Below are 23727 nucleotides of genomic sequence, written 5' to 3' on the forward strand. Positions count from 1 at the left end.
TCTCAGACCGAGTCAACTAGCTCGCTGCGGAGCTGCTGCTCTTCCCAGTCGGACGGCGTGTGGCCGTTCTCGCGCAGGTAGTCCAGGTGTGCGCGGTCTCGGGCATCCCAGGTGCGGGTTTCATCGGAGGCGCGGAGTTCGGCGACGGCCAAGGCGATCGCGAATGCCACGCGCGTGGCCAGACTAGCGTCTGTCCCCGTAAGGACGGCCATGAGGTACGCACGCGGATCGACAATGTCCGGTCCGACCGCGCTCCCTGGCAGTCGGAGCCAGTGGTGCGCTCGTTCCTGGGCCACAGTCAGATCGGTCCCGGCCAGCAGCGCAGGCGCGAGGAGGCGGACCGTCTGCCGGGCGTTGTCGAACGTCGCCGTCTCGACGATGGCTGCGCAAACGCGGTCGCGAGCAGCCGCGGCGAGCGTCGACTCGTTCGGCGAGCCATCCTGCTGACTTCCGCTTCCGGACTCAGCTTGTTCTGCATCATCGGGCGGAACGCTGGTGCCCTTGCCCGAGTGTCCGGTGGTCTTGCCCTTCGTCGTCCGGGGCCCGGGCCGCGGGCCTGGCACAGTGCTCGGCTTGTCCCCGGCGACGCCCTTCCCGTCCTTCGGGACCGGATCCTGCCGTCGAGCCTTGATTGCCGTGATGGCGGCGCCGGCCTTGACCTCGTTCTCCTTCATCATCGTCCACGCGTCGAGAATCGCCTTCTCGGACGCAGCCTTATCCTGCTTGTCGGTGAGCTGCGTGCGCAGCAGCGTCGCGTCGGCGGCGCTCAGCTGATCGGCGGCGATTGCTTCCTGGACCGTGAGAGGGAGTTTCAGCAGGCCCAGGCGCCTGGAGACGTGAGCCTGAGTCTTACCAACTTGCCGGGCCACGGCCTCCTGGTCGGGAAGCCCGTCGTCCAGGAGATCCTGGTAGCCGTCGGCCTCCTCCATGGGGTTGAGGTCGACTCGCTGACCGTTCTCGTTCAGGCCGATGATGCGGGCACGCTCGATGCGGGTGCTGTCCACCACACACGGAGCGAACTCGTCAGCGGAGATCATCTCCAGGGCCCGCTTACGACGATGCCCGATGATGATGACGACCTTGTGGGTGAGGTCTCCGGCCGCCTCCTTCGCCTTCGCGAGCTTTTCGGCCTGCGCTGTGCGGCCGGCGACCTTCTCCTCCCAATGGGCGAAGAAGTCGACGGCCGGTGCGGTGACGATGGCTTGGAGCACTCCGTGGTCGGCGCCGGCGTCCCTCTCCGCCAGGATCGTGTCTGCCAGGGCGCGGAGCTTCGCCTCGTCGTAGGTCTTGCGCGGGTTGAACGGGTTGTCGAGAAGCTGTTCCAGGGAGAGGTCCTGCACCTCGCTCGCCTCGCCCCACATGCTCTTCTTCGTGCGGAGGGGTCCGCCGCTTCCCGAGGCTCCTGCAACTGCCATACCGTCTCCTGTGTGCTTCCGTTGAGGCGAAGTCACTTGCACCCTAGCCGGAGCATCGGGCGGACAGGTCACTCCCGCGCTGATATACCGACGGTATAAGCCGGGAGGCGGTGGTTCCCGATCGGGGTCCCTTCGTACTTCTGTGGGTCGGGCAGTACCTCATCGAGCAGGCTCCCGGCAGCTTCCGCATGTAGCCCAGCGGTGGCTCTTCCCTGTCGTTGCCCTGACGGCACGGCTTGATGAGTAGGGGAAGCATCGAAGCTTCGTCAGGCTCCGGCGCAGCTTGATGCCAGATGTCTGGCGCCAAGAGAGTGGGGCAGGTACTCAGCTCCATCGACCGCGCCCCTGTCCGTTCAGAGACAGTGCACGAGGGCAGTTGCTGCTCCGGGACAAGGGGCATCAGCTCAAACCTGCGGCAGAACGGCCAACTTGCGGGCGACGGCCCAGCGAGGTGCCCGGGATCCGGATCCTGCTCCCTGCTGATCCGCTGCGGAGTCGGCCTTGATATCCACGCCGTCGATGCCGAACCGCAGCTCGGAGCGGAGCGTCGCGATCTGGTCGGCGCGCTGCTGGACCTCCGTCAGCGCAGCGGGCCCGCTGCCGTGGTGGCTGCGGTATTGACGCCGAGGTTGGCGCGACGCTGCAGCAGGGCGGTGTGGACTTGGTCGGGCAGGCCGTGGGCGCTGTAGCCGAAGAAGGCCAGTTCGATGCGGTACGGGCGGTCCTTGGCCCGGAGGGTGCCGGCGGCGCCGTTGCGGGGGTTGGAGAAGGGAGTGGCGCCGTGGGCGGTGCGGATCGTGTTGGCGTGCTCGAACTGGTCGCTGGTGAGGAGGGCCTCGCCTCGCAGCTCGACATCGAGGGGTTCGGTGAGGGTGGCTGGGAGTCCGAGGATGCTGGCGGCGGCGTGTGTGATGTCCTCGCCTGCGAGGCCGTCGCCTCGGGTGATCAGCTGCTGCAGGTGTCCGGCGCGGTACCGGGCGGCGACGGCGAGGCCGTCCAGTTTGGGTTCGACGCACCAGGCGGCCACCGGCCGGCCGAGTCGGCGCTCCAGTCCTGCGGCCCAGGAGATCAGCTCGTCGGTGGAGAAGACGTTGTGGAGCGAGAGCATGGGCACGCTGTACGGAATGTCGCCCTGCACGGCGCCGGCGGCGACCTTGCCGGCGGGGGAGTCGGGCAGCACCTCGCCGGGATGGGTGTCCTCGTAGGCGGCGATGGCGCGCAGCAGGGCGTCGTATTCGTCGTCGCCGAGGGGTGTGCTGCCATCGGTGTAGTAGGCGGCGGCCGCCCGGGCGGCTGTGGCCACGGCGTCGGCGTAGTCGGCGGGGGAGGCGAGCGTGGGTGCTTCGTCGGTCGTGATCGGCATCATGCCGGGGGACCGACAGTGCTTCCGGGGGTCACACGGGCCAGCATCATCGTTAGGGGCCGGAGATGATCCACGTGATGAAAACCGCGCCCATGTGATTGTGCACGCGATAGATGACGCTGATGCGGTCTCCGGTAACGGCGGCGGGGTCGGTGCGGGCGGTGTAGTCGTCCACCTCGGGGTCGGCTCCTCCGGGCACCGGGATTCCGAGCCTCGGGTGGGCTGAGAGGCGTTCGACGAGTTTCTCGACGACGTCCAGCTCGTCGGGCCGCAGGGTGGCGAGGGCCTGCTCGGCGGCGTCGGAGAGGAATACGTGCAGCGGGGTGGGCCGGGGGTGGTCCGGCTGCTCGGTCATCGGTCGTCACCCGTGGCGGCTGCGCGTGCCCGGGCGATGGCCTCGGCGGCCGGGGTCCACTTCTGGCCGCCGATGGGGGCGGCGAGCGAGGCCATCGCCTGTGCGCTGGCACGCAAGGCGAGGCGGTCGCGGTAGGTGGCGATGACCTCGGTCACGGCGCCGAAGTCACCGATGGGGGATGTATCGAGGGCGGACGCGAGGTCTTGTTCGAAGGCTTCGCGGTCTCCAGGCAGGCCGTAGCGCGAGAGCGCGACGCGCAGCTCGCGCAGGGTTGTCGGCTTCGGCATCTCCGGGGCCTGGTGGCCGGGCTGAGTGGTCACCTGTTCTCCTCCTGAGCTATGCGCCGCAGGCCTGCGGTCATGGTCGACGGTAGCGGTACGCGGGCTGTTGGGGGAACTGCCCGCAGCTGGCGCCTGGTGTCGCTGTGCCTGAGAGATCCCAAGCGCGGCAGCGGGCACGTTTCCTCCGTTCTCGGCGTCACCAGGAGAGCACGTCCGTCCTTCGCCACGCACTGAACTCCGGAGGGACTGGGTTCCCGCGTTTCTGAGCCGTGGCCGGTCGGCCCGGGGCCAGCCAGCGCTGGTCCGGTGCCGTTTGGAAGGGACACCGGACCAGCGCTGGCTGGCTATGCGGCGCCGGTGCAGCGGTTCGGGTCGCCGGCGGGGGCTGGTCGACCTAGGCCGTCAGGCCTTTCAGGTCGGCGAGGGTGAGGGTGTGGGGGCGTCGTCCGTCGAGCTGCTGGAGGTACTCCTCGATCCTCGGGGTGGGGCGGGCTTTACTGCGGGGACGGCCGATGAACGTGTCGCGGCCGTCGGAGTCGGCCAGCTGCTGGATGTACTCGGCGAGTGCGCCCCGGCCGCCGGCGCCTGCGAGGCCGAAGCCGTGGGCCCGCCGCTGGGGGAGTAGGCCCAGGGTGCCTCGGTCGGTGCGCATCCAGAACGTGTCGTGGTCGATGATCAGCGATGTGAGGGCTTCGCCGTCGCGCAGGCCGATGGGGGTGTACGTGCGGTAGGTCCACTGGTCGATGTCCTGGGTCTTCCAGGGCAGTGCGCGCGAGCGCCCGTCGTCGGTGCAGGTGCGGAAGTGCTCGCCGACGACCGGCAGTCCGAAGGCGGGGTCGGTGAAGGTGCGTCGGCAGACACAGCCGGTTCCTGCGATGGCGGAAGAGCTGTCGGCATCCTCGTCCACGCAGGCGTGGAAGAGCTTGGGGATCTCCTGGTTGGCGACCAGCGTGGTGTGCAGGGGGTTGGGCTCGCAGCGCTGCAGCCGGTCGAGCCACTCCTGGACGTAGTCGCTGCGGTGCGCGATGACGACCGTGCCCTGCACGTGGGCCGTCACAACTCCGTGGGCTGGCTCGGTGTACAGGACGAAGTGCCCGGAGGACTTGGCCGGGTCGTACGTCAGCGTCAGGTCGTGCTGGGTCTCGGTCACCTGCGGTCGCCCCCTGGAGGTGTCTCAATGTGCTGATTCGGTGACGCACAGTCTTTCAGAGTGGGGATCAGGCGGGGGCGGATTCGCGCAGACCGGCGTTCGAGGGCACCGGTGGCCACCGCCGGCCACCGCGGAGTGCGGGAGCGGGGGTCAGCGGCGGATCGGCGGATTGTCGCTGGGGCCGTAGGCGCGCAGCTGTGGGGGGAGGCCTTCAGGGCGGCGCCACCACACCTCCAGGCCGCAGGCCCCGAGGGCGACGGGCAGTGCCGGGCGGATGGCTTCTTCGATGGCGGTGCGTAGGGTCGCGGCGGGGCCGGTGGCGGCTGTGAGCCGGCGGGAGGGGTTCCAGCCGAGGTCGGCGATGCCGGTGGTGTCGTCGTCGGGGTCCAGCGGCAGGCACGGGCGCAGCGTGATGCCGGGGTCGCCGGGTTGGTGGGCGACGGGCAGTCCGGCGAGGGTGGCGCTGCGGTGGACGGCGGTGATGACGTCGGGTCGTATGCCGGGGGCGATGGGCTCGGGGCCGCTGGGGCGGGGGCCGGGCGGGGCGGTGAGGTCGCGGGGGAGGGGCTCGGCGTCGGTGACGCGGATCTCCCAGAGGGTGGAGGCTTCGCTCGCGGTGACGCCGAGGAGAGGGAGGGCCGTGGTCAGGGCGTGCTGGACGGCGTTGACGACGAGTTGCTGGGCGGTGTGGGCGGGTTGCTGGTGGTGCTCGGTGGCGGCCGCGTGCGCGAGGCGGGGGGAGGGGAGCCAGTGCAGGGCGGTCAGACCGTGGCAGTGGTCGTCGTCTGTGAGGGGTTCGGCGGGGCGCAGGTGGACGCCTGGGCCGTGGCCGCCGTGCGCGATGGGCAGGCCGGCCAGGTGCAGGGCGTCCATCACGCGGTCGGCGAGGACGGGGTCGGGCCGGGTCGGGGCGGTGCCCGGGGGCGGTGGGGGAGTGGTCACCGGCGCAGGGCCTGTTCAGCGTCCTGGTGGTCGGCGCGTCGGTGGGCGCTGGCCTGGGCGGGGATGGAGCCGAGGGCCAGGACCTCGTCCCGGACTCCGTAGGAGAGCCGGTAGGTCAGGGCCTGGGTCGCGGTGTCGAGCCAGGCTTCGGTGTCCTCGCGCGGCGGCATCGGTCCCAGGGCGGTGGTGAACCAGACCGGGAGGAGGTCGGTGCCAGCGAGGGCGGTGCTGATGCGGTCGCGGGCGATCCGGGCGAGGTGCTGGTGGGCGGCCTGGCCGGCGGCCGCGGCCTCCGCGAGGTTCCGGTCGAGGGAGTCGTCGCGGTCGAGGGCGGTGCGGGCGGCGTCAGCGGCGCCCTGGAGGCTGCGAATGTGAGTTTCCGTGGCGCGGGTGATCGTGCTGGCCTCCCGGTAGGCGGAGGCGGCCTGCCGGAAGGCGTCGCTGCCGTGGGCGGCGGTGGCCAGGGTGGCCGCGGCGTCCAGGACGGCGGTTTGGGCCTTCGCCAGGCGGGCGGCCGCTTCCTGGTGGGCGTTCAGGGTGCGGACGTGGCGGGCGCGGTCGGCGGCGGGCAGCAGCTGGGCTTCGGCGGCCCGGCCGGCGGCGATCCGCTTCACCAGCTGCTGGGTCTCGTGGTCGGTGGCGTCGAGGTCGACGGCGCGCCCGCCAGCCGCGGTGCGCACCCGGCGTTCCAGCCAGGCGACCCGCTGGTCGAGGTCCCTGGCCGCGCGGCGCAGGAACCGCACGTCCTCGTCGTGGTCGTCGACCCGCTCGACCAGGCCCTCCGTTTCGTCCTGGCGTTCACGCAGGTCGCGTTCTACGGAGTCCAGGCGCTCCCGGTCGTGGGAGCGGTCCGCTTCGGCCCCCTCCTGGAGGCTCTGCAGGCGCGACTCGACGCGGCCCACGGAGTAGCCGAGTTCGCGGACCTTGCGCTCCAGCTCCGCGTCGTAGGGGGTGGTCACGTGGTGCTCCTGTTCGTACTCGGGCCGTCCGGGAGGCCGGTGGCGAAGGAGGCGGTGGCGCAGCCGAGCGCGGCGATGAGCCACCAGGCGCTCAGCGTGCCGAGGGCGACGGTGCTCAGCAGGAGTGTGCAGGCGGCGAGGAGCGCCGCGCTGGTGCGGTGGCGGTGGTGGGGGCGGTCCTTGGCCAGCGGCTTGGGTGTCAGTGCGGAGTCCAGGGCGACGGCGAGGATGGGCAGTAGGAGGATCAGCCAGCCCCAGGGCACCCAGCCGGGGATCACGGCAGCGCCGGTGAGGGCGGCGAGTGCTGCGGTGCCCCGGGAGGTCCACAGCACGATCGTCTGGGTGGTGCGGCGGGCGGGCTCCTGGCGCAGGCCGGGTACCTGTGCGTCGTAGGCGAGGAGGCGGTCGGCGGCGGCCAGCAGGGCGTCGAACGCGGCCTGCCGTCCGTCGGTGCCCGCTTCGAGCGCGGCCGCGGTGGCGTGGCACCGCCCGACGTCTTTCTGCAGCTGCGCGAACCGTGCGTCGACCGTGTCCACCCGTGCCCCTCTTCTCCCGGAAACGGCTCCTGCCGCTTCGCCGTAGACGGTATCTATGAGCACTGACAGTTCGTCGCCGAATCCGGAATGTGACCACCTGCAGCTGGTCGGCAGCGCGGGCGGCGCAGCAGAGGAGAGCCACTGATGGAGAGCACCGCGCAGACCGAGCCGGCCGGGACCGACCGGCAGGTGTCGCTGCTCCTCGCCAAGACCATGAACTCCGTGCTCAAGGGCGGGCCGTTGCAGCTGCCCGAGGAGGTGGTGTTCACGAGCCCGGCCCAGGACCGCTTCCTCGGGATCGTCCTGGGCGCGGTACGCAGCCAGGACCACGGGTACGAGGACGAGCTGCGCCGCGAGCTGCACGACAAGGGCGTCTACGCGCCGCCCTGCCTCGACCTCGCTCCCATCGGCGATCCGGGCGCGGGACGTCCGGTGGTCGAGGAGGGCTTCCACTGTCTCCACCCGGAGGTGGGCGGTTGGAACATGGAGCGCTGGCGGCTGGCGGTGCCCGGCGCCGGGGACGACGAGCTCGGCCAGTTCGCTGCCTCCGGCCTCCAGCAGCACCTGCTGGGCGCGTCGGACGTCGGCGTGGGCCTGGATCAGGTGCGGGCGGCGACGGTCACGATGCACTTCTTCCAGCAGACCGGCTTCGACGACGCCTTCGGGACGGAGAGTTTCCGGGGGGTGCTCTACGCTCCCGCCATCGGCTGGATCGCGATCGACGGCCCGGGCGCCGAGGACGACCAGGACGACCAGGACGACCAGGACGACCAGGACGAGATCCCGGAGGCGCAGGTGTGGACGTCGCCGTCGCTGGCCGGCCTGCTCGCGGCCGTCGGCGACGGCCTGTCCGGGCTGCACCCGGGCCCCGAGGGTGTAGGCGGCGAGGAGTTCGGCTGCCGCTGGGTCAGCGACTGGCTGGGCTCCGCGCTGGAAGTCTGGGCCGGTCTCGGGCGGGGCATCGGACGCCGCTGAGGATGTCCCGGGCCGGACTTCACCTGGCCGGCCCGGGCCACCCGGCGGGCGCCGGGATGCCGGGCGGGCGGATCGGTGTGGTCCCCGTCACGGTCGCACTGCCCAGTACTGGGCTGTCCGCGGCGGGCGGACGCGGCACGATCTGGGTTCCACCGACTCGGGAGGTCCGACCGTGGCCATGACGCTGCGCCAGCTCACCACCTGCCCTGATCCCGCGACGCGGGTTCTTGAACGCCGCAGCCGGCGCCGTGACCGCGTCCACGACTACGTCCTGTACGCGTGTCACCGGCACCGCTGGCTGATCGACAGCTGGGAGGGGGGCCGCAGGACGGTGGAGGAGGGGGAGCTGCGCTGCGGGGTGGTGTTCGAGTACAGGGACTATGCGGAGGTACTGCGGTCGCACAGCCGGGAGTGGGTCTGCCGGCTGACGTTCAACGACCTGGAGGACGACCACCGGGGCGACGTCGTCGGGTGGTTGCGGGCGGCAGTGGCCGAGCTGTGCGTGGCGGGGCGGGAGGCGCACGAGGGTGTGCGGGTGGCGCTTGGCCACGCGGTCCTGGCGGCCGCGGTGGAACGGGACGCGAAGGTCGCGCAGGCTGCGGTGCTCACCGCGCTGGCGGTCGCGGAGACGGCCGAGGCGGCGGCCCGGGGCGCCTGAAGGCTGGCGGTGGCCGGGGGAGCAGCGGTCGCTCGGGCGAGGTGTGCGCTTCGCCCGGCGGCATATGACAGATGCGTGCAGCGGTGTGAGCGTATGTGACCGGTGGTGAGCGCGTTGCGGGCGCCTGCCTCCGTGGATATGAGGATCAGCCGCATTTCTGCCCGGTTCGGCTCCCACTCTGCGCGCGCAGCGGGTTACTGTCCGCACAAACGAAAGGGCCCCGGGGTGAGGTTGGTCGCCGGCCGCCGGGGTCCCTACTCGCTAACCGTCCCAACCGAACCTGGAGGAGCCATGCGGCTTCCTGTCCTGGGCCGGTCCCGGCGTGTGCTAGCACGCCGGATCGGTCCGCTCGACGCTACCATCCCCGTCCGGCCCGTCGGCCAAACGCGCCAGCGCCCCTGGCAGGGCGCCGGCCTGACGCCTGATCGGCGGGCCTTCGTCGTCGTGGCGCTGGTGGTGGTCGTGGTCTGGGTCGTCGAGCTGCCGGGCGGGCAGTGCGGTCGTGACGTGGTCCGCCTGGTCCCGGTCGTGCTGTGGGCGCTCACGGGTGGCTACCGGCCCGGGGAGAGGCTGCGCACCCGCCGGCGGGTCTAGCGGCGGCGCGGCGCGTCCCGGCCGGGTTCTGCCCCCGGGGTGTCGGGCCGCGCGGATTCCTCCCCCGGCGGGCGGGCGACCGCCCGCCGGGGGCATCCCTCTTCTCTTCCCTCGTACGGTCCCTGTCATCTGCGGGACCTGTCTTCGGCACGGAGCCTCTCGTGACCCAGATCCTGCGCTGCGTGTGGTGCCAGGCCCCCTTCACCCGCCCCCAGCGCCGGGGCCGAACCCCGTCCTACTGCCGTACGCGCTGCCAGCAGCAGGCTGACCGCGCCCGTAAGGGCACACCGGCCGACCGGAGCGTCGACGACCTCGTCGGCGCCCTGGCGCGCGAGCACCTGGCGCTCGCCCGCCGGCTCGCCCAGGCGGCGGCCGCGGTCGCCGCCGCGCAGCCCGGCGAGGACGTCCAGGCCGTCCTCGCCCTCATCGATGAGGCGGAGGAGGACCTGGAGGATCTGCGGGCACACGTCGTGCTCCAGGCCCGCGCCCGCAAGTTGCCTTGGGCGGCGATCGGGCAGCTGACCGGGCGGTCCGCCGACACCGCCCGTCGTCGCTGGGACGAGGCCTACGCCGCCCGGCGCCGCGTCCAGCGGCAGACCCGAAGCCAGCGCGCGCAGCTGGCGGGCGAGGCCATAGCCGTCCCGGCCGCGCCCGCGGGGCCTGCGGCGGCGGGCCGCCGGAACCCGGAGGACGGGCAGTCGTCGGCCGTCGCGCCGACTGCGGCTTCGCGGCACGGCCTTGCCGAGTCGCTGCCGGCGTTCGCCGCGGCGAAGTTGGCCAGCGCGCTGTCGTTCCTGCAGCGCCGGTCGGGACGCTCCGCTCGCGAGCTGGCCGCGGCGGCCGGGCTTTCTGCCTCGAAGGTCTCCCGGATGTTCGTCGGCGACCGGGTCCCCTCCTGGCCGGTCACCCAGGCCCTGGTCGAGGCCGTCGGCGGCCACCCGGCCGAGATCCGCCCCCTGTGGGAGGCCGCCTGCGGCCTCCTGCCCGAGCGGCCGTTCGACGCGACACCAGTCGTCGAGGCCCAGTACGTGGCGTCCTTCGTCGCGGCGGTGCGCGGTCTCCACCTGGCCGCGTTCGCCCCCGACCCGCTCTCGATCAGCCACTCCTCCAAGGGCCGCGTCAGCCCGCAGACCGCCACCGATCTGCTCTCGGGTAACCGCGTACCCAGCTGGCCGACGGTCGAGGCCGTCCTGGAGGTCCTGCACGCCGACCCCGCCCTCGTCCTGCCGCTGTGGGAGCGCGTCCAGCTCGCCCGCCACCGCCACACCTACACCAACGACTACGACGGACCGCCCGCCGAGGCCTTCGGCTGACCGGAGAACCGCATGCTCCCCTTCTCCACCCCGCCCCGTCGGCACGACCCGGCGCTGGGCGTCATCACCCTGCTGGAGTCCCACGTCCACCACTACCTCGCCTACACCGGGCTGCTGCTGCCGCCTGAGGAGGTGCCGTCCGCGGTTCGCACCGCCGTTGCCCAGGCCGCGGCCTGCTGGCAGAGCGTGCTGGCAGCCCCCGACGCGGCCGCCGCCGCCTGGCGGCTGGTCCGGGCCACCCTGGTCGGCCGTGCCGGGCCCGGCGCCCTGGCCCCGCTGGCCCACCTGAGCACGGACCAGCAGGACGTGGTGCTGATGCGCCACGCCCTGGGCTGGAGCGACGCGACCATCCTCACGGTGACGGGCGCCGACCGGTGCGCGCTCGCGGCCACGGCCCGGTCGGTCGCCAGGGTCGCGGCCGAACGCCCCCGCCGGAACGGGCCGTGATGTCCGAAAGCCGCCGCGTCCCCGGCCCCGGCGCGGCCCGGGGACGCCTCGGAGCTGCCGACCGCACGCCCCCGAGACGCCGTCCGGGGGTGCCGGGGCGGAGGCGGGCGGGCACGGACGGATTGCGCAGCGCCGCCCGCCTGCGCAATGGGGCCTTGCGCAGAGTTGATCCTGCGCAATGGGCCTTGCGCAGGACTGCGCCCGGCGTTGCGCGACAGGACGGGCGGAACGGTGTTTCCGCAGGTCAGACGTGCGCATCGGTTGCGCAATGGCGCTTGCGGGATGGTGTCGCCGTCCGGTCGGCCCTTCTGCGCAGGGCGCTCGGGTTCGATCGCGCGGGTGTGGACAGGTGGCTGGCAGGTGGGGGCGGGCGCTCCCGGTCCGGGCGGCTCGCCCCGGACCGTCACGGCCGGCGCCTCCGCGGGCGGGGCGGCGCCTGCCGGGCCGGGGCCGTCGGGTCGAGTGGGACCCGGCTACCTGCTCGGTGCGCCGGCGGGGCGGCCCGGCCTCGGGGCGCGGACCCGGCCCATGCCGCCGGGCACGGGCGCGGTCGCGGCCCAACGGGCCGGGTCCGGCAGCGGGCGGTCCGAGAAGAAGTAGCCGTACACCGCGTCGAGGTAGGTGTAGAGCGCGGTGGTCGACTTCATCGGCACGCCGGTGAGCCTGTCCCACTCGGCGAGGGTGAGCTCCTTCGTGTCGATCAGGGTGCGCAGGCCTTCCCGGACGGCCGCGGTGTAGGCGGACTCGGGGTCGCTCACGCCGCCCTTGAGGTCCGCGAGCTGGCCGATCCACGTGCGGCTGAAGGCGTTGGTGACGAACTGTCGGACGAAGGGGTCCAGCGGCACGGGTCGGCCTCTCGGTCGGCTTGCGGGGAGGGGGTCACACCAGCAGGGCGGTCGGGGCCTGGGAGAAGCGCTCCATGGCGAGCAGGACCGTGCCGCGCACGGCGGCGTGGTGGTCGGGCCAGGTGTCCGCGAGGCGGCCCGAGGGGTCCTGGTAGGCGTACAGGTGGGCGCGGGCGATCGCGTACAGCTCGGCGTGGCGGCGGCGCAGTTCCTCGTCGGCGGACCGGATCGCCGCTCCCATGGCCTCCCGGCCGGGGGCGGTGCGGTCCAGCGTCATCACGATGTCGCTGACCGCCAGGCGCAGACGCTCGCATTCGTGGGTGCGTTCGATCAGGCGGGCGAGGGTCTGGCGGCGGCCGGCGAGTTCGTCGGCTGCCGCCGTCAACATCCGGGCCGAGGTCATCGGGGGCAGGGCGGAGAGCCGGCCGGTCGGCTCCGCGTACGCGGCGGGGGCGGCAACGGTGGACAGGAAGTCGAGTTGCTCGGCCCAGGTCTCCAGCACCAGGGGGTGGCCGAGGGCGTCGGTGCGGGCGCCGGGCTGGAGTGCGTCGCGCAGGACGGCTTCGCGCAGGGTCTCGGCCGGGGAGGCGAGCAGGCGCTCCACCTGGGGACCGACGGGGGCCTTCATCCTGCCGGTGGCGACGTGGCGGGCGACGCGTTCCTGGAAGGTCCCGTGGTGCAGCAGCGCGGAGTCCACGCCGGCGGCCAGGGCGTGCTCGATGACGAGGTCGCGCCGCTCGGCTTTCAGGTAGCGACCCACCCAGGCGGTCGCGACCCGGTGGGGGTCGACGGTGTCCGCGGTGGTGCGGGCCGTGGGGAGGGAGGCCTTCCTCGTCCGGTCGGCGTGCGCGCGGGTTTCCTTCAGACGGCGCCGGACGGCGTCGCGGCGCCGGACCAGGTCGCGGTTGCGGGTGCCTGTGGCGATCTGGTCGGTCTCGGCCCGGATCTGCAGGTCGTGGGCGGCCCGCAGGAGGGCGTCCAGTGACTCGTCGATCCAGTCGGGGCTGAAGAGGAGGTCGCTAATCTCCGGGCCGGCGCGGCCGCAGGCCTCGGCGATGACGGCGTTCTCGTACGCGGTGGGGTCGGCGGCGATGGTGTCGAGGAGGGAGCCGGTGACGGCTTCCCAAGGCCGCTCGTCCAGGTCGCGGAACCTCGCGCGCAGCAGGGCGCCGCGGCGCCGGGCTTCGGTGGCCGTGAGCAGGGCCTGCCAGGTGGTGGTGGCCTGGGGGCGCAGGCCGAACCGGACTTCGAGGTAGCGGTGGGTGCGGCCCCGGTGCAGCACGGGGCAGGGTCTGACCCGCAGCGTGACGCACTGTTGGCCGACGCGGACACGGCAGGTCGGGCACGGCACGGTGCGGACATCGGTCGAGGTCACTCGCCAGGTGCCAGTGCGGACGGACTGACGCACACCAAGCCTTCCGGTCAGGGCGCGGCCCGGGCCGTGCCGGCGTTGGGAATCGGCCGGATCATCGCGAAGGCACGGGTCCGGCACCAGTTCGTGGGGCCGAACGGGCGCCGCTTTCACCTGATCGGTCGACGTCGGCCACCCGCTCGGCGGCTCGTAGGGGCACACACCGTCCGCAGGTCCTGCGGGTGCACAGTGCGGCGGGTTCCTCGCGCGGCCACCGGTACCGCCCCCAGCGTTCGACGGCGCACTCGGAATCCGGCCGGGGCTGGGGGATGAGGCCGAGTGATGCGCGGGCCGCCGCCCGGGCCCCGGCGAGCGCGCCCTCTTCCTCGGGGTCCTGCAGCAGTCGAAGGGCGAGTTCGAGCTGGCGCACGCCTTCCAGGAGCTGCGGGACGTCGCCGATGGGCATGGCAGGTCCGCGGGCGCGGTCTGCGGTGTCCTGTTCGGCGCGCCAGGCCAAGAAGCGCGGGTCCTTGCGGGGGTCGTACCAGGTCATGGTTGTCGGTATCGGCACGCCGGGGCGTGGTCTTGAGACCGTCGCCGACCCGGCCGCCGCCGGGGCCGGTGGGATTCGCCTCGGGTCCGTGGCCGAGGCAGTACCCCGGGATGCCGTGACGTACGGCGGCGGCCGGCGGACGCTCGACCGGACAGCCCGGGTCGGTTTGCGTTGCCGGTCGTACCGCCATGCCCTCCTGTGGTACGGGCCGCCGATCCTGCGGAGCGGCCGATCGGGGACGGCGGAGACGGGCGGCGGCGCTCACCTCGCCCAGCACCCGGGAGTGCGGGGCAAGGTTGCCGGACGGCAGGTGTTCGCCCGCTCCTGCTCCCGAAACCAGCAGGCCGCGGTGCTTCGTGTTGCTACGGGCCGGCGGACGCCGAGTCCGGCGGGGCGCAACCCTGTCCTTGTGGATACTTCGTCGGTCCTACTGTCGTAGCCGGTCCGTATCCTGTGTCAGCCCGCCCGCACTCCAGAGGAGCCGAGTATGCCGACCACCTATGACTGGAGCAGGAAGGACCTCCCCTCCGTCGTCTACGCCCCCGGGGTCCCATCCGAGCGGCGCGCCAGGGAGAAGAGCGGCCGCCCTCTCGGGTGGCACGCTGTGAACCGCGTCGATCGCCTGGGCGAGCAGGCCCTCTACGTCTGGAAGCTTGATCTTCGCCGGGACTTCTTTCCCGGGCAGCTGCCCCTTCCGATGGCTGCCCGGGACCGGCTGGTCCATGTCTTCTGGAACGCCTGCCGCGCCGTGTGGGCGTCGGCCCAGCCGGTGGCCGGCATCGTGGACCTTGCGGAGGTCGATCGCCTTCTCGCCTCCGAGCTCTGGACGGCTGCTCAGTTCGTTGTGCAGCTGCAGGTACTGAAGGACCTGCCCTACAACACGAGCGAGGCGATCGAGCGGCTCCTGGTTCAGCTGGACTCGCGTCGAGTGGACCTTGAGGCGCTCGCCGAGCAGAACGCGCGACTGTACGAGGAATCCGGCAGCGATCCCTCCACCATGCCCGAAGTCGTCCGCCGCGCTCTGGCGCACGCCGAGGCCCTCCATGCGCATCGCCCCGTCCAGGACCTGAACCTGCTGACCGCCGCCCTGCGCGAAGCCGTCCAGCGGATGAAGCTGGCGGAAGAACCGGCTGTCCCGCCCTTGCCCTCCGGTGCCGGGCGACCGTCCACCCCCTGACCTTCTTTGCCGGGCGATTCGCTGGTCAGAGCGGGTGCCAGCCAGCTCGGATCCGCCCCACTCGCAGGACGCACTGGTTGGGGTCCGGCACCACGGTTGCATTCAATGTCTTCTTCATGGTATTCTTTGTCTTGGCACTACGGGTGTCTATCGTCTATCAAGGGAGGCCATCGTGATCAGCTTCGGACGCCAGGTCATCGACCGCGAGGACCTGGCCGCCCTGGCCGGCAAGGCCGTCGGGACGCTGCGCAACAACGGCGTGTTCCGGGAGCTGGACACGGTGGCCGGCGGCGGCCGCGGCGCCAAGGAGCTGTACGACCTGGCGCAGGCCGCCGTCGCGGCCGCCAACGTGCGCCGCAGCAAGGGCGAGGCCCCGGTACCGGTCCCCGCGCCGGCCAACCACCAAGCGCTCGGCGAGAAGGAGCTGCGCACCCTGGTGCGCGAGGTCCTCCTTCAGGAGGCGAAGGGCGGCCCCGTGGCCGGCCTCACGGTCGAGGCCCTGGACGCCCTGACCGACCGGGAGCTGCGGGAATGGGTCCGCGGCCAGGAGCTCCTGACCCTGCAGGAGGCCCGGATGTCGCTGCCGCAGGAGCGCCGGCCGACGCGGGCGACGATGGAGTCGTACTGCCACGGCGGCAAGACGGCCCTGCCGGCTCCGGACGCCGTCTTCTACGGCGTCTCCTTCTGGCTCCGCGTCACCATCGAGACCTGGCACGGGGCCCGCAAGCCGGCCCACGGGGTCAAGGGCCACGGCCGCCCCGCCGGCTCGACTGCCGCTGCCGTCGTCGCCGTCGCGCCGGAGGCGGACGAGGCCGTCGAGCAGACCGTCCAGGCCGAGGAGGCCGCGGGCCGGCCGGAGGCCGCCGTCACCGAGCCGGTGGTGGCGGCCGGCGCCGTCACCGGTCGGGCCGCCTCCGGCTCGGGCGCGGCCGCCGCAGAGGTTCCGGGATCGGCCGGCGCCGTCGAGGCCCCTTCGGCGATGGAGCCCGACGCCGCCGACCCGCACCAGGTGCGGGCGGGTACCGGTCCGGCCGCGAGTCGCAGCCCCTGGAGGGTCGGCCCTCTCGCTCCGGCGGCCTCGGTCCGGCGCTGCGACCGTGTCCGGCGGCTGCGGAGGGCACCCGCTGGCGGGGTCTGCACCGGGACCGGGCGCACCGCCGCCGGGGCGGTCCGGTCCAGGGATCGATCACCCTGGTCCTGGCCCCGGGCACGCCCGGCCTGGAGGAGCTGGAGGAGTACTTCCTGCCCGAGCACCGCAGCGCCAAGGGCTACGGCCTGGCGTTCCTGGAGAGCGAGGAGCACTCGGTCATGTACATCGGCACGGTCTCCCAGATCAAGGAGTACCGCACGGCGAAGGCCGCCGGGCTCGCCAGGCTCGACGTCTCGAAGGGCCCGTGCTACCCCTTCTGGCCGAACGGCAAGGGCTGGGACGACCTCCTGCCGGCGACTTACTGGAACGAGGACCGGGTGGGCCTGGTCACCGACTTCGACCACCCGCTCGGCGGCAAGGTCGTCGTCTACGAGTACCTCCAGGACAGCCCCGCCGGCGACAGGGTCCCGATGGTGGGCTTCCACTGCTGGCGCTGGCGCTGCCACATCGACCCCAACATCCAGAGCGAGGCCGGGATGCCCAACCGCGGTCCCCAGGACCGCCGCTGGATCGCCCGCAACGCCCGCCAGCACGTACGCGCGCACGAGTCCCTCTGCCGTCCCGTCGACCCCCGGATGAGCGAGGCCGTCGCGGCCGTCGCCAACAAGGTGTACGGCACCAACAACCCAGTGGTGACCTGGGAGTCCCACTGCGCGACCACCGGCCCCTGCTCCGTGGTCCGCCACCTGCGGGCGAAGGCCTAATCCCCGTCACCGGGCCCGGCCCGGAGGGTGTCCGCAGGCATTGGAGCTGGCTGCGGACACCCGCGCCGGTTCTAGGCCCGCGTTCACCGCTGGCCGCCACGCCCCCCAGCCGCCGCCCCGCTGACACCGACCGGGGCGCCGCCGCGCCCCACCGAGCGCCCACCGTGCCGATACCGATCGAATCCCAGGAGGAGCGGGAGCTCAGGGAGATCGCCTACCGCGACCGCTACGTCGGACTGAACCACACCGGGCGGACACCGACGACCGCGGGGAGATCGGCTGCATCCGAGGCTGGCTGAGGTGGAAGCAGGCGGTCCGCCAGGAGAGCTTCGAGGAGCAGTACCCCGGTGTTCTCGTGCCGGCCAGGGCAGCCAGGGCACCGTGTTCGGCACATTTCGCCGGTGTCCACGGCGGCCAGGCCGCGGGCGCGGCGCAGGTCCGTAATCGCTCGCAGGCTTCGTTCGGACTCCTAGAGGGCGAGGGCTGGCTCGGGTTCCAGGGTCTGGGCCTCGGTGAAGAGGTAGGCCATTCATCCAGCAGACCTGCACCGCTTCTCGGGTCGAGGACCAACCTGGGGCTGGCGTTTCGGTCCCTACCTCCACTGGACCTGCCAGGGGTGTCCGCTCAGGGTTCCCGGTCCCTCAGGGGTTCGGCCCCTGTCTCACAGACCGTTCAGTCCCTCTGCGTTTCTGCAGGTCAGCGCAATGTTCACTACCTGCCAAGGGACTGAAGGGACTGAGTTTCCCCATTATGAGTGGAACTTGCCCTATCGCTATGGTCCTTGCATGCGGACACGCGTGAGATCCCATGACCGGCATAAGAGATCTGGTCATAATGGGGAAACTCAGTCCCTTCAGTCCCTGACCGTGACCCCAAATGCCCCCTGACCTGGTCTTTCCTAGCAGGGACCGAAGCAGTTTGAGCCCCTGCTCCCGAGTCCCCCGCCCCCTGACAAGACCGGGCCCACCCTGCTGCCCGTACCTCAGGGACCGGAGGGTCTGGAGGGACTGAGTTTCGACCACCGGGCTAGCGAGCGGCGTGTCCTCCAGACACGCCCACACAGGTCGCTACAGTCGGAGAGTTCGAAGGTTCAGTCCCTTTGGTCTCTCGCAAAAACAGGCAGAACGTCAAGTACTAGACAGAATGCCCCTTCTTGCCGACACCTGAGGCGGCTGCGACGCAGGCAGAAGGCGGATCCTCACCCGCCCACGCTAGGCTCTGTCCATTCCAGAATTCAGTCCCTTCGGTCCCTTCGGTCCCTGGCCACCCCCCAGCCAGGGACCGAAGGGACCGGGATCCAGCGAAGGACAGAGCGTGCACACCGAGCAGAGCGGCAATGCCACCGCGATGCCCGCAGGGGGCATCGCGGTGGCCCGCTGGTGTGCGGCCCAGGCCTGGCCCGTCCATCCTCTCGCTCCTGGACGAAAGACCCCCGCACGGGGCTGCGACCGCTGCCACCAGCTCAAGGACGATCCGCGCTCGTGCCCCTGCATCAGCCAGGGCCGCTACTGCCATGGCTTCCATGCGGCCACTATCGACCTGGGCCTGGTCGACCAGTGGTGGCAGGAGCGTCCGGATTTCGGAGTCGGGGTCGCCTGCGGCCCTGCAGACCTGATCGTCATCGACGTGGACGCTCACTCCGACGCCGTCCCCGACCGGTCCCGCTTGCTGCCGGGTATCCGGATCCCCGAGCAGGTCAACCTCGACGGGCTGGCCTCCGGATACGACACCCTCGCCCTACTCGCTGCCTACCGCAGTCAACCCGACCCGGCAAAGGACACCTCGACCCTGCGGGTTCGTACGCCCTCGGGTGGCCTGCACATCTGGTACCGGAGCACCACGGCCTTCCGCTGCTCCGCCGGATCCAGCTCCAGGGTCGCCCTGGCCTGGCAGGTGGACATCAGGGCCCACGGCGGGTACATCGTCGCGCCCGGCACCCGGACCCCCACCGGCGCCTACCAAGCCATCGGGGAGGCCCGGCTGCCCGCCCCGCTGCCCACGTGGCTGGCCGACGAACTGACCCGCACAGGCCACCGCATCCCCACAGCCGGTGAAGAGCCGGCTCCCGCCCCTGCCCCGGTACGCCCCCGTAGGGCCCGCGCTGCCTCCCACCCCTTGACCCCGCTGCTCCAGGAAGTCACGGACTGCGCCCGCGTCCCCCAGGGCGCCGGCTTCACCGAGAAGCTGAACAGGGCCGCCTACACCGCCGGGGGCCTGGTCGCCGCAGGCCACCTCGCTCACGGCGAAGCCGCCGAGCTGCTGCGGGCCGCAGCCCTGGCGGCCCGCCCCCATCAGGCCCGCCGGATCGAAGACCTGATCGCCACCGCCCTCGCGGCGGGCGCACTGCGCCCGCTCCACCTCAAAGGACGTCGTTCATGAGCGCCGCCGACGCCCCGCGCGGGTTCGACGCCGTTGCCGCAGCCCAGGAGATGCTGCGGTTCGAGGAACAACTCGCACCCGCAGCACCCCTCCCAGCCCAGAAAGGCATCAAGGCTCCGGCCGCACGGCCGGAGGACGGCCTCCTGCCGCACATGCTCACCGACCGCGGCAACGCCAAGCTCTTCATCCGGCTCTACCAGGACACCTTCCGGCACGTCGAGGGACTGGGCTGGTACGAGTGGGCCGGCTATCGCTGGAAGCGCGGCGCGGAAAAGGCGGCGCTGTGGGCCGCCGGGGAGCTCGCCGAGCAGATGCCCGACAGCGACCCCACCCTGGTGTTCACCGACCGGGAGGTCGCCGTCCACCGTAGGCGCACCAGCTCCACCGCGGGGATCAAGGCGCTCTTGGAGCAGGCCAAGTCCTCCCCGGCCCTGTCCATGGCCGCCGAGGAGCTGGACAGTGACCCCTGGGCGCTGTGCACCCCGGCCGGCGTCGTCGATCTGCGTACCGGCCAGCTCCACAAGCCGTCCCCGGCCAACGGCTGCCATTCCCGGGCCACCAGCGTGGCGCCCGAGGACATGCCGACCCCGCGCTGGACACGCTTCCTCGACGAGACCTTCGGCGACGACGAGGCGGGCAGGGAGATGATCGACTTCCTCCACGTCCTGCTCGGCTACTCCACCACCGGCGATGTCGGCGGCCAGGTCCTCCCCTTCCTCTACGGTCACGGCAAGAACGGCAAGTCCGTCCTGCTCGATGTGATGCTGCAGCTACTCGGCGACTACGCCGACGCAGCCCCTCCCGGTTTCTTGATGGATCGAGGTGCCTACAACGAACACTCGACCGAGCTGACCGAGCTCCACGGACGACGCCTGCTGGTGTGTTCGGAGCTCAAGTCGACCGACCGCTTCGACGAGGCCCGGGTCAAGCTGCTCACCGGCGGCGACAAGATCAAGGCCCGCCGGATGCGCCAGGACTACTTCTCCTTCACCCCCACCCATCACCTGTGGCTCCTCGGCAATCACCGGCCCGAGGTCACCACCGGCGGCTTCGCGTTCTGGCGCCGCATCCGTCTCGTGCCCTTCGAGCGGACCGTCTCCGACGAAAACAAGATCGACAACCTGGCGATGGAGCTGGTCCGCGACGAGGGCCCCGGTATCCTCCACTGGGTGGTGCAGGGCGCCAGCCGCTACCACGATCTCCGTGAACGGCGGCAGACCGGGTCTGGCCTGCCCGACCCGCTGGAAGGACCGCCCCGGGTACGGCTTGCCACGGATGCCTACGCCACCACCGAAGACACTATCGGCCGGTTCCTAACCGAGTGCTGCACCCGCAGCGGGGAGGAGACCGAGCTGCGCGTGGAGCAGGGCCAGCTCTACACGGCCTACGTGACTTGGTGCACATCCGCCGAGGGAATCCGCCCCACCAGCAACCGGGCGTTCGCCACCCGCGTCCGCACCGATCTCGGCCTGGCCACCCCGAACGACATGCTCAAGAGCAACGGCCGCAAGTTCTACCCCGGGCTGGGCCTCCTTGCCGACTGAGTACCTCCCTGCTGGGACGGTATGCGGAAAGCTCAAAACCGGCCCTGGCCGTCTACGCTCCGCGGGCCTGGCCCGCCTACGATGCAGACGACACCGCTTCTCCGACCTCTCCTACCCGGCCCGCAACCAAGAAGGAAGGCCTTCAGTCATGAGCTCGCTACTGGACGGCAGCGCTCTCACCCACGAGAAGGACGTGGTCTGGCTGGAGGATCTCTCGGCGCTCGACTACGTACGCCAGACCATCGACAAGACCCCTCGCCGGCAGGGCAAGCCGCGCTGGCTGCGCGACGGCCGGATGGTCGGCTACGCCGAACTCGACGCCACCGCGGAAGCCGACCCCGACAGCGGCCTCCACCGACGCCGCGTCTTCTTCCTCCTGCCTCACGACCGTGACCTTGAACCCGACGGCCCCTACGCCGCCGGCGCACCCGGCGAGGCCGTCGACCCCCGCACCATCAAGGCCAGGGCCGTCGGCATGAAGACCCCCCGCTCCCAACGCGGCCGAGCCAGCGCCTGACTCGCTCGGGCTCCACTCAAAACCGCCAGGTGTAGGCCGCCATCAAGCCCGGGCGGGCCGGGCCTGGGGGGCGTGGTGAACGTCCGCGATCCGATCGCTCGCAGCATCCGCGCGGACTCCTCGCGGGCGAGGACCGGGGCGAGTTCAAGGGCCTGGGTCTCGGTGAAGCGGTACCGGGCTCGGGTACGGGAGACGAGGGCAACGGCCGCTTGACGGCGTCGCATGGCCGCGCCCGCAGGAGCCCGCAGGGAGTGGCCCCGTCCGCGGGGACTGGGTGTGGGTCTTCTTTCGGGCAGCGCCCGTGCACCCCGAAGTAGCGGTTCGGCGGGCCGGTGTGCGAGGCGCGCGGTGTGCGGGGTCGGCTGGTCAGGCTGCGCTCTCCTGGTCGCGTTCACCGGTCTCGCTCGCAGGCAGGCCGAGGATCGCCTGGCACGGGTCTCCCCAGGTTGCCCATCGGGTCAGCTGCTTCCGGGAGATCATGTGGATGTCCTGGCTGTGCCCGAAGCTGCTGGCGTCCGGGGTGAAGCTCCGGTTGGTCATGGCGACCACGGTGTCCGCGCGGTGGATCGGCCGTGCGGTGCCGTTCAGGGCGTACAGGACCTGGGGCTCGATCTTCGCCCCCTTCCGGCGGTGCTTGCACTGAACCACGATGCGGTGCCCGCCGGGGGTTTGGGCGATGACATCGGCGCCCTGGTCCCGGGCGCCGCCGCGCTGGCGGATGACGGTGAGTCCGTCGCGTTCCAGCAGGTCGGCGGCCAGCTGCTCGAACTCGGCGTAGTTCATGTTGTCGATGTGGTCGAGTCCGATGCTGGCGGCGGAGGCCATGTACGCCTCGCGTCGCTGGTCGGTGATCTCCAGCTCGCCGATCCGGGCCGTCGCGTCCTTCAGCCGCGCACGGGCCTGAATGCTGATCGTGTCGGCGTTCTCCCGCAGGTTGGTGAGGCGGTCGAGCGGGGAGGAGCGCCGGGCCTCGTCGGTGTACTGCTCCCGCGCCGAGGAGCCGATGCCGCGCATGAGGAGCAGGTGGAGGTCGACGATCTCGTGCTCGATCGCCTTCATTGCCCGCGCGTCACCGTCCAGCTCCCGCGCGAGGCTCGCGCAGAGCGAGCTGAACTCCCCGCCCGCTGTCTTCCAGGCGTACTTGTAGCTCAACTGACCCCAGCCGTAGCGCGCGGCCTTGGCGGCCCGGCGCGTGAGGCGTTCACCTTCCGCGTGGACTGTGCTGTAGGCGTCGCCCACCATGCAGAGTTCCTCCTGGAGTAGGAACGCGGCCAGGAGGTCGTCCTGGGTGGCTGCGGCTATGCGTTGTCCCATGGCCTTGCGCATCGTGCGGGCGGCGTAGACCGGAGGCTGGACGGCTTGGTTGCGGTTGATCTTCACTGCTGGAGGATAACCACCTGGTCGGACAATGCTGACCTGCGATTATGCCGCTCCCGGGTGTGAATGGGGGGGTGGCGGTGGGCCGGGCGGTTCGCCGCTCGGTGTCGCGTCCGGCCTCGGGCAGGTCATGGCCGCCGCGCGGGTTCCCTGAGCGGTCGTCCGGCCGCGCTCCGCTGCTCCGGCTACCGCTGCCTGTGAACGTCCGTCGGGCGCGCCGCTGGGGTTGGCCGGGGGCGGTCAGGTGACGTCCTCTCCGGTACAGCCCGACCGCTGGGGGGGATGTCCGGGACCGGGTCGTCGCGGTCCTCTCGCTCTCAGCGGCCGGCTCGGGGCCAGGTTGGCGCGCGACTGCAGTAGCGGCGGCGCAGCTGCTCGGTCGCCTCCGGTATCCGCGCGGGCGGTTCGCGGGTCGGCGTCGCGGCCGCTTCGGTGTCGGGGAGGAGTCCGGTGGGAGGTTCCTCGGCATGCGCGGAGCCCGGGGACTACCATCGGGGAGCCCCCACACCGAAGGACCGTTCCCGTGCGCCCTGCCCGCTTCCAGCAGCTTCTGCTTTCCGCTGCCGCCGCCCTGCCTGGCGCCGCGGCGAAGACCTTCGCCGACAGCGGCCACAGCAGGCACCCGTACGGTGTCGTCGTGGTCGGGCCCGGCGGTCGCACGAGCCTCTGGCAGGTCGTGGTCGTGAGTGCGAACGGTGAGCGATGGGAAGGGGATTCGGATCCGGAACCGGTGCTGGGTGAGAAGCCCGTCGGGCCCGAGATGCCGGTGGACCTGAAGGATCTCGCCGCGATCGAGCACGGGCTCGTCGCGGCGCTGCTGGCCGCGGATCCGGGTGAGATCGCCGCTGTCGAGGTGTATTCGGCGCGTTCGGTGCCGCCGGCGGTCGGGCACGGTGCCACCCTGGACCTGCACGACGGGTCACGCGCCTTCATCAACCACGTCCGTTGAACACGCGCTGCACCTCGGTTTGGCGGGCCCGTGCGGCCGTGTCTGCTGGGCTCCGACCTGGCACCCGGTCGCGACTGGCGCGCCCGCCGTCGCCACCCCGGCGGCTTGGCGAGCGGCCAGACGCGGGGAGTGGGCCCCGGCCCGGCGCTCGCCTGCGGGCGACGCCGGACGCGTGACCCGGGCCGGTCACCGG

Annotated in this window: 23 protein-coding genes; 11 read left to right on the forward strand and 12 right to left on the reverse strand. The window is 71.9% G+C overall.

Features of this window, described 5'->3' with window-relative positions; genetic code table 11:
- Positions 1-2: 2 nt before the first annotated feature.
- The 9 genes from ACFWIS_RS08110 to ACFWIS_RS08150 all read right to left on the reverse strand — a co-directional run bounded on the left by ACFWIS_RS08110 (position 3) and on the right by ACFWIS_RS08150 (position 7001).
- Positions 3-1415 (reverse strand): ParB/RepB/Spo0J family partition protein, encoded by a 1413-nt coding sequence (locus ACFWIS_RS08110; protein ID WP_380523675.1) that lies wholly within the window; start codon positions 1413-1415, stop codon positions 3-5.
- A 404-nt stretch (positions 1416-1819) separates the two neighbouring features.
- Entirely contained in the window at positions 1820-1999 is a 180-nt protein-coding gene (locus tag ACFWIS_RS08115) for a hypothetical protein (protein ID WP_380523787.1), read from the reverse strand.
- Positions 1996-2781, reverse strand: a complete 786-nt coding sequence (locus tag ACFWIS_RS08120; protein WP_380523677.1) for a hypothetical protein — start codon at positions 2779-2781, stop codon at positions 1996-1998. Before ACFWIS_RS08120 ends, ACFWIS_RS08115 begins: the two co-directional genes overlap by 4 nt.
- Positions 2782-2830: 49 nt before the next feature.
- Complete coding sequence (locus tag ACFWIS_RS08125; protein ID WP_380523679.1) at positions 2831-3133, reverse strand: hypothetical protein; 303 nt, start codon at positions 3131-3133, stop codon at positions 2831-2833.
- On the reverse strand, positions 3130-3453 hold the full coding sequence (locus ACFWIS_RS08130) for a hypothetical protein (RefSeq protein WP_380523681.1): 324 nt from the start codon (positions 3451-3453) through the stop codon (positions 3130-3132). Before ACFWIS_RS08130 ends, ACFWIS_RS08125 begins: the two co-directional genes overlap by 4 nt.
- Positions 3454-3808: 355 nt before the next feature.
- Positions 3809-4564: a hypothetical protein gene (locus tag ACFWIS_RS08135; RefSeq protein ID WP_380523683.1), complete on the reverse strand. Its 756-nt coding sequence runs from the start codon at positions 4562-4564 to the stop codon at positions 3809-3811.
- A 150-nt stretch (positions 4565-4714) separates the two neighbouring features.
- Complete coding sequence (locus tag ACFWIS_RS08140) at positions 4715-5506, reverse strand: hypothetical protein (RefSeq protein WP_380523685.1); 792 nt, start codon at positions 5504-5506, stop codon at positions 4715-4717.
- Entirely contained in the window at positions 5503-6465 is a 963-nt protein-coding gene (locus tag ACFWIS_RS08145) for a hypothetical protein (RefSeq protein WP_380523687.1), read from the reverse strand. The genes ACFWIS_RS08140 and ACFWIS_RS08145 overlap by 4 nt, the downstream gene beginning before the upstream one ends.
- Positions 6462-7001: a hypothetical protein gene (locus tag ACFWIS_RS08150; protein ID WP_380523689.1), complete on the reverse strand. Its 540-nt coding sequence runs from the start codon at positions 6999-7001 to the stop codon at positions 6462-6464. Before ACFWIS_RS08150 ends, ACFWIS_RS08145 begins: the two co-directional genes overlap by 4 nt.
- A gap of 144 nt (positions 7002-7145) precedes the next feature.
- On the opposite strand from ACFWIS_RS08150, the gene ACFWIS_RS08155 reads away from it, so the two are divergent.
- The 5 genes from ACFWIS_RS08155 (at position 7146) to ACFWIS_RS08175 (ending at position 10988) form a co-directional block, all read left to right on the forward strand.
- Positions 7146-7976 carry a hypothetical protein gene (locus ACFWIS_RS08155; RefSeq protein WP_380523691.1) on the forward strand — a complete coding sequence of 277 codons (831 nt, stop codon included), beginning with the start codon at positions 7146-7148 and terminating at the stop codon, positions 7974-7976.
- 172 nt (positions 7977-8148) lie between these two features.
- Positions 8149-8634 carry a hypothetical protein gene (locus ACFWIS_RS08160; protein WP_380523693.1) on the forward strand — a complete coding sequence of 162 codons (486 nt, stop codon included), beginning with the start codon at positions 8149-8151 and terminating at the stop codon, positions 8632-8634.
- A 291-nt stretch (positions 8635-8925) separates the two neighbouring features.
- Positions 8926-9228: a hypothetical protein gene (locus ACFWIS_RS08165; protein ID WP_380523695.1), complete on the forward strand. Its 303-nt coding sequence runs from the start codon at positions 8926-8928 to the stop codon at positions 9226-9228.
- A gap of 161 nt (positions 9229-9389) precedes the next feature.
- Positions 9390-10541: a helix-turn-helix domain-containing protein gene (locus ACFWIS_RS08170; protein ID WP_380523697.1), complete on the forward strand. Its 1152-nt coding sequence runs from the start codon at positions 9390-9392 to the stop codon at positions 10539-10541.
- Between the two features lie 12 nt (positions 10542-10553).
- Positions 10554-10988: a hypothetical protein gene (locus ACFWIS_RS08175; RefSeq protein ID WP_380523699.1), complete on the forward strand. Its 435-nt coding sequence runs from the start codon at positions 10554-10556 to the stop codon at positions 10986-10988.
- A 473-nt stretch (positions 10989-11461) separates the two neighbouring features.
- Here ACFWIS_RS08175 and ACFWIS_RS08180 read toward each other — a convergent pair whose 3' ends face one another.
- Both ACFWIS_RS08180 and ACFWIS_RS08185 read right to left on the reverse strand, forming a co-directional pair.
- Positions 11462-11833: a hypothetical protein gene (locus ACFWIS_RS08180; protein WP_380523701.1), complete on the reverse strand. Its 372-nt coding sequence runs from the start codon at positions 11831-11833 to the stop codon at positions 11462-11464.
- A 34-nt stretch (positions 11834-11867) separates the two neighbouring features.
- Positions 11868-13115 carry a hypothetical protein gene (locus tag ACFWIS_RS08185; protein ID WP_380523703.1) on the reverse strand — a complete coding sequence of 416 codons (1248 nt, stop codon included), beginning with the start codon at positions 13113-13115 and terminating at the stop codon, positions 11868-11870.
- A gap of 1109 nt (positions 13116-14224) precedes the next feature.
- Here ACFWIS_RS08185 and ACFWIS_RS08190 point away from each other — a divergent pair.
- From ACFWIS_RS08190 to ACFWIS_RS08210, 5 genes are all read left to right on the forward strand, one after another.
- Positions 14225-14914: a hypothetical protein gene (locus tag ACFWIS_RS08190; protein WP_380523705.1), complete on the forward strand. Its 690-nt coding sequence runs from the start codon at positions 14225-14227 to the stop codon at positions 14912-14914.
- A gap of 1308 nt (positions 14915-16222) precedes the next feature.
- Positions 16223-16768: a hypothetical protein gene (locus ACFWIS_RS08195; RefSeq protein WP_380523707.1), complete on the forward strand. Its 546-nt coding sequence runs from the start codon at positions 16223-16225 to the stop codon at positions 16766-16768.
- A gap of 1368 nt (positions 16769-18136) precedes the next feature.
- Positions 18137-19147: a bifunctional DNA primase/polymerase gene (locus ACFWIS_RS08200; protein WP_380523788.1), complete on the forward strand. Its 1011-nt coding sequence runs from the start codon at positions 18137-18139 to the stop codon at positions 19145-19147.
- The gene (locus ACFWIS_RS08205) at positions 19144-20691 is read left to right on the forward strand and encodes a phage/plasmid primase, P4 family (protein ID WP_380523709.1); all 1548 of its coding nucleotides are present in this window, start codon (positions 19144-19146) and stop codon (positions 20689-20691) included. The genes ACFWIS_RS08200 and ACFWIS_RS08205 overlap by 4 nt, the downstream gene beginning before the upstream one ends.
- A 148-nt stretch (positions 20692-20839) precedes the next feature.
- Positions 20840-21208, forward strand: coding sequence for a DUF6009 family protein (locus ACFWIS_RS08210; protein WP_380523711.1), 369 nt, complete (start codon positions 20840-20842; stop codon positions 21206-21208).
- 366 nt (positions 21209-21574) lie between these two features.
- Here ACFWIS_RS08210 and ACFWIS_RS08215 read toward each other — a convergent pair whose 3' ends face one another.
- Positions 21575-22588: a restriction endonuclease gene (locus tag ACFWIS_RS08215; RefSeq protein ID WP_380523713.1), complete on the reverse strand. Its 1014-nt coding sequence runs from the start codon at positions 22586-22588 to the stop codon at positions 21575-21577.
- 520 nt (positions 22589-23108) lie between these two features.
- Between ACFWIS_RS08215 and ACFWIS_RS08220 the strand changes: the two genes are divergently transcribed.
- Complete coding sequence (locus ACFWIS_RS08220) at positions 23109-23534, forward strand: hypothetical protein (RefSeq protein WP_380523715.1); 426 nt, start codon at positions 23109-23111, stop codon at positions 23532-23534.
- Positions 23535-23727 lie beyond the last annotated feature (193 nt).

Origin of the sequence: Kitasatospora sp. NPDC127060, assembly GCF_042724935.1 — a bacterium.
Classification (GTDB): Bacteria; Actinomycetota; Actinomycetes; order Streptomycetales; family Streptomycetaceae; genus Kitasatospora.

Coding starts and splice junctions, on each gene's coding strand:
- ACFWIS_RS08205 (WP_380523709.1), top strand. CDS start 19,144: ATGAGCGCCGCCGACGCCCCGCGCGGGTTCGACGCCGTTGCCGCAGCC.
- ACFWIS_RS08155 (WP_380523691.1), top strand. CDS start 7,146: ATGGAGAGCACCGCGCAGACCGAGCCGGCCGGGACCGACCGGCAGGTG.
- ACFWIS_RS08195 (WP_380523707.1), top strand. CDS start 16,223: ATGTACATCGGCACGGTCTCCCAGATCAAGGAGTACCGCACGGCGAAG.
- ACFWIS_RS08175 (WP_380523699.1), top strand. CDS start 10,554: ATGCTCCCCTTCTCCACCCCGCCCCGTCGGCACGACCCGGCGCTGGGC.
- ACFWIS_RS08125 (WP_380523679.1), bottom strand. CDS start 3,133: ATGACCGAGCAGCCGGACCACCCCCGGCCCACCCCGCTGCACGTATTC.
- ACFWIS_RS08190 (WP_380523705.1), top strand. CDS start 14,225: ATGCCGACCACCTATGACTGGAGCAGGAAGGACCTCCCCTCCGTCGTC.
- ACFWIS_RS08110 (WP_380523675.1), bottom strand. CDS start 1,415: ATGGCAGTTGCAGGAGCCTCGGGAAGCGGCGGACCCCTCCGCACGAAG.
- ACFWIS_RS08165 (WP_380523695.1), top strand. CDS start 8,926: ATGCGGCTTCCTGTCCTGGGCCGGTCCCGGCGTGTGCTAGCACGCCGG.
- ACFWIS_RS08210 (WP_380523711.1), top strand. CDS start 20,840: ATGAGCTCGCTACTGGACGGCAGCGCTCTCACCCACGAGAAGGACGTG.
- ACFWIS_RS08120 (WP_380523677.1), bottom strand. CDS start 2,781: ATGATGCCGATCACGACCGACGAAGCACCCACGCTCGCCTCCCCCGCC.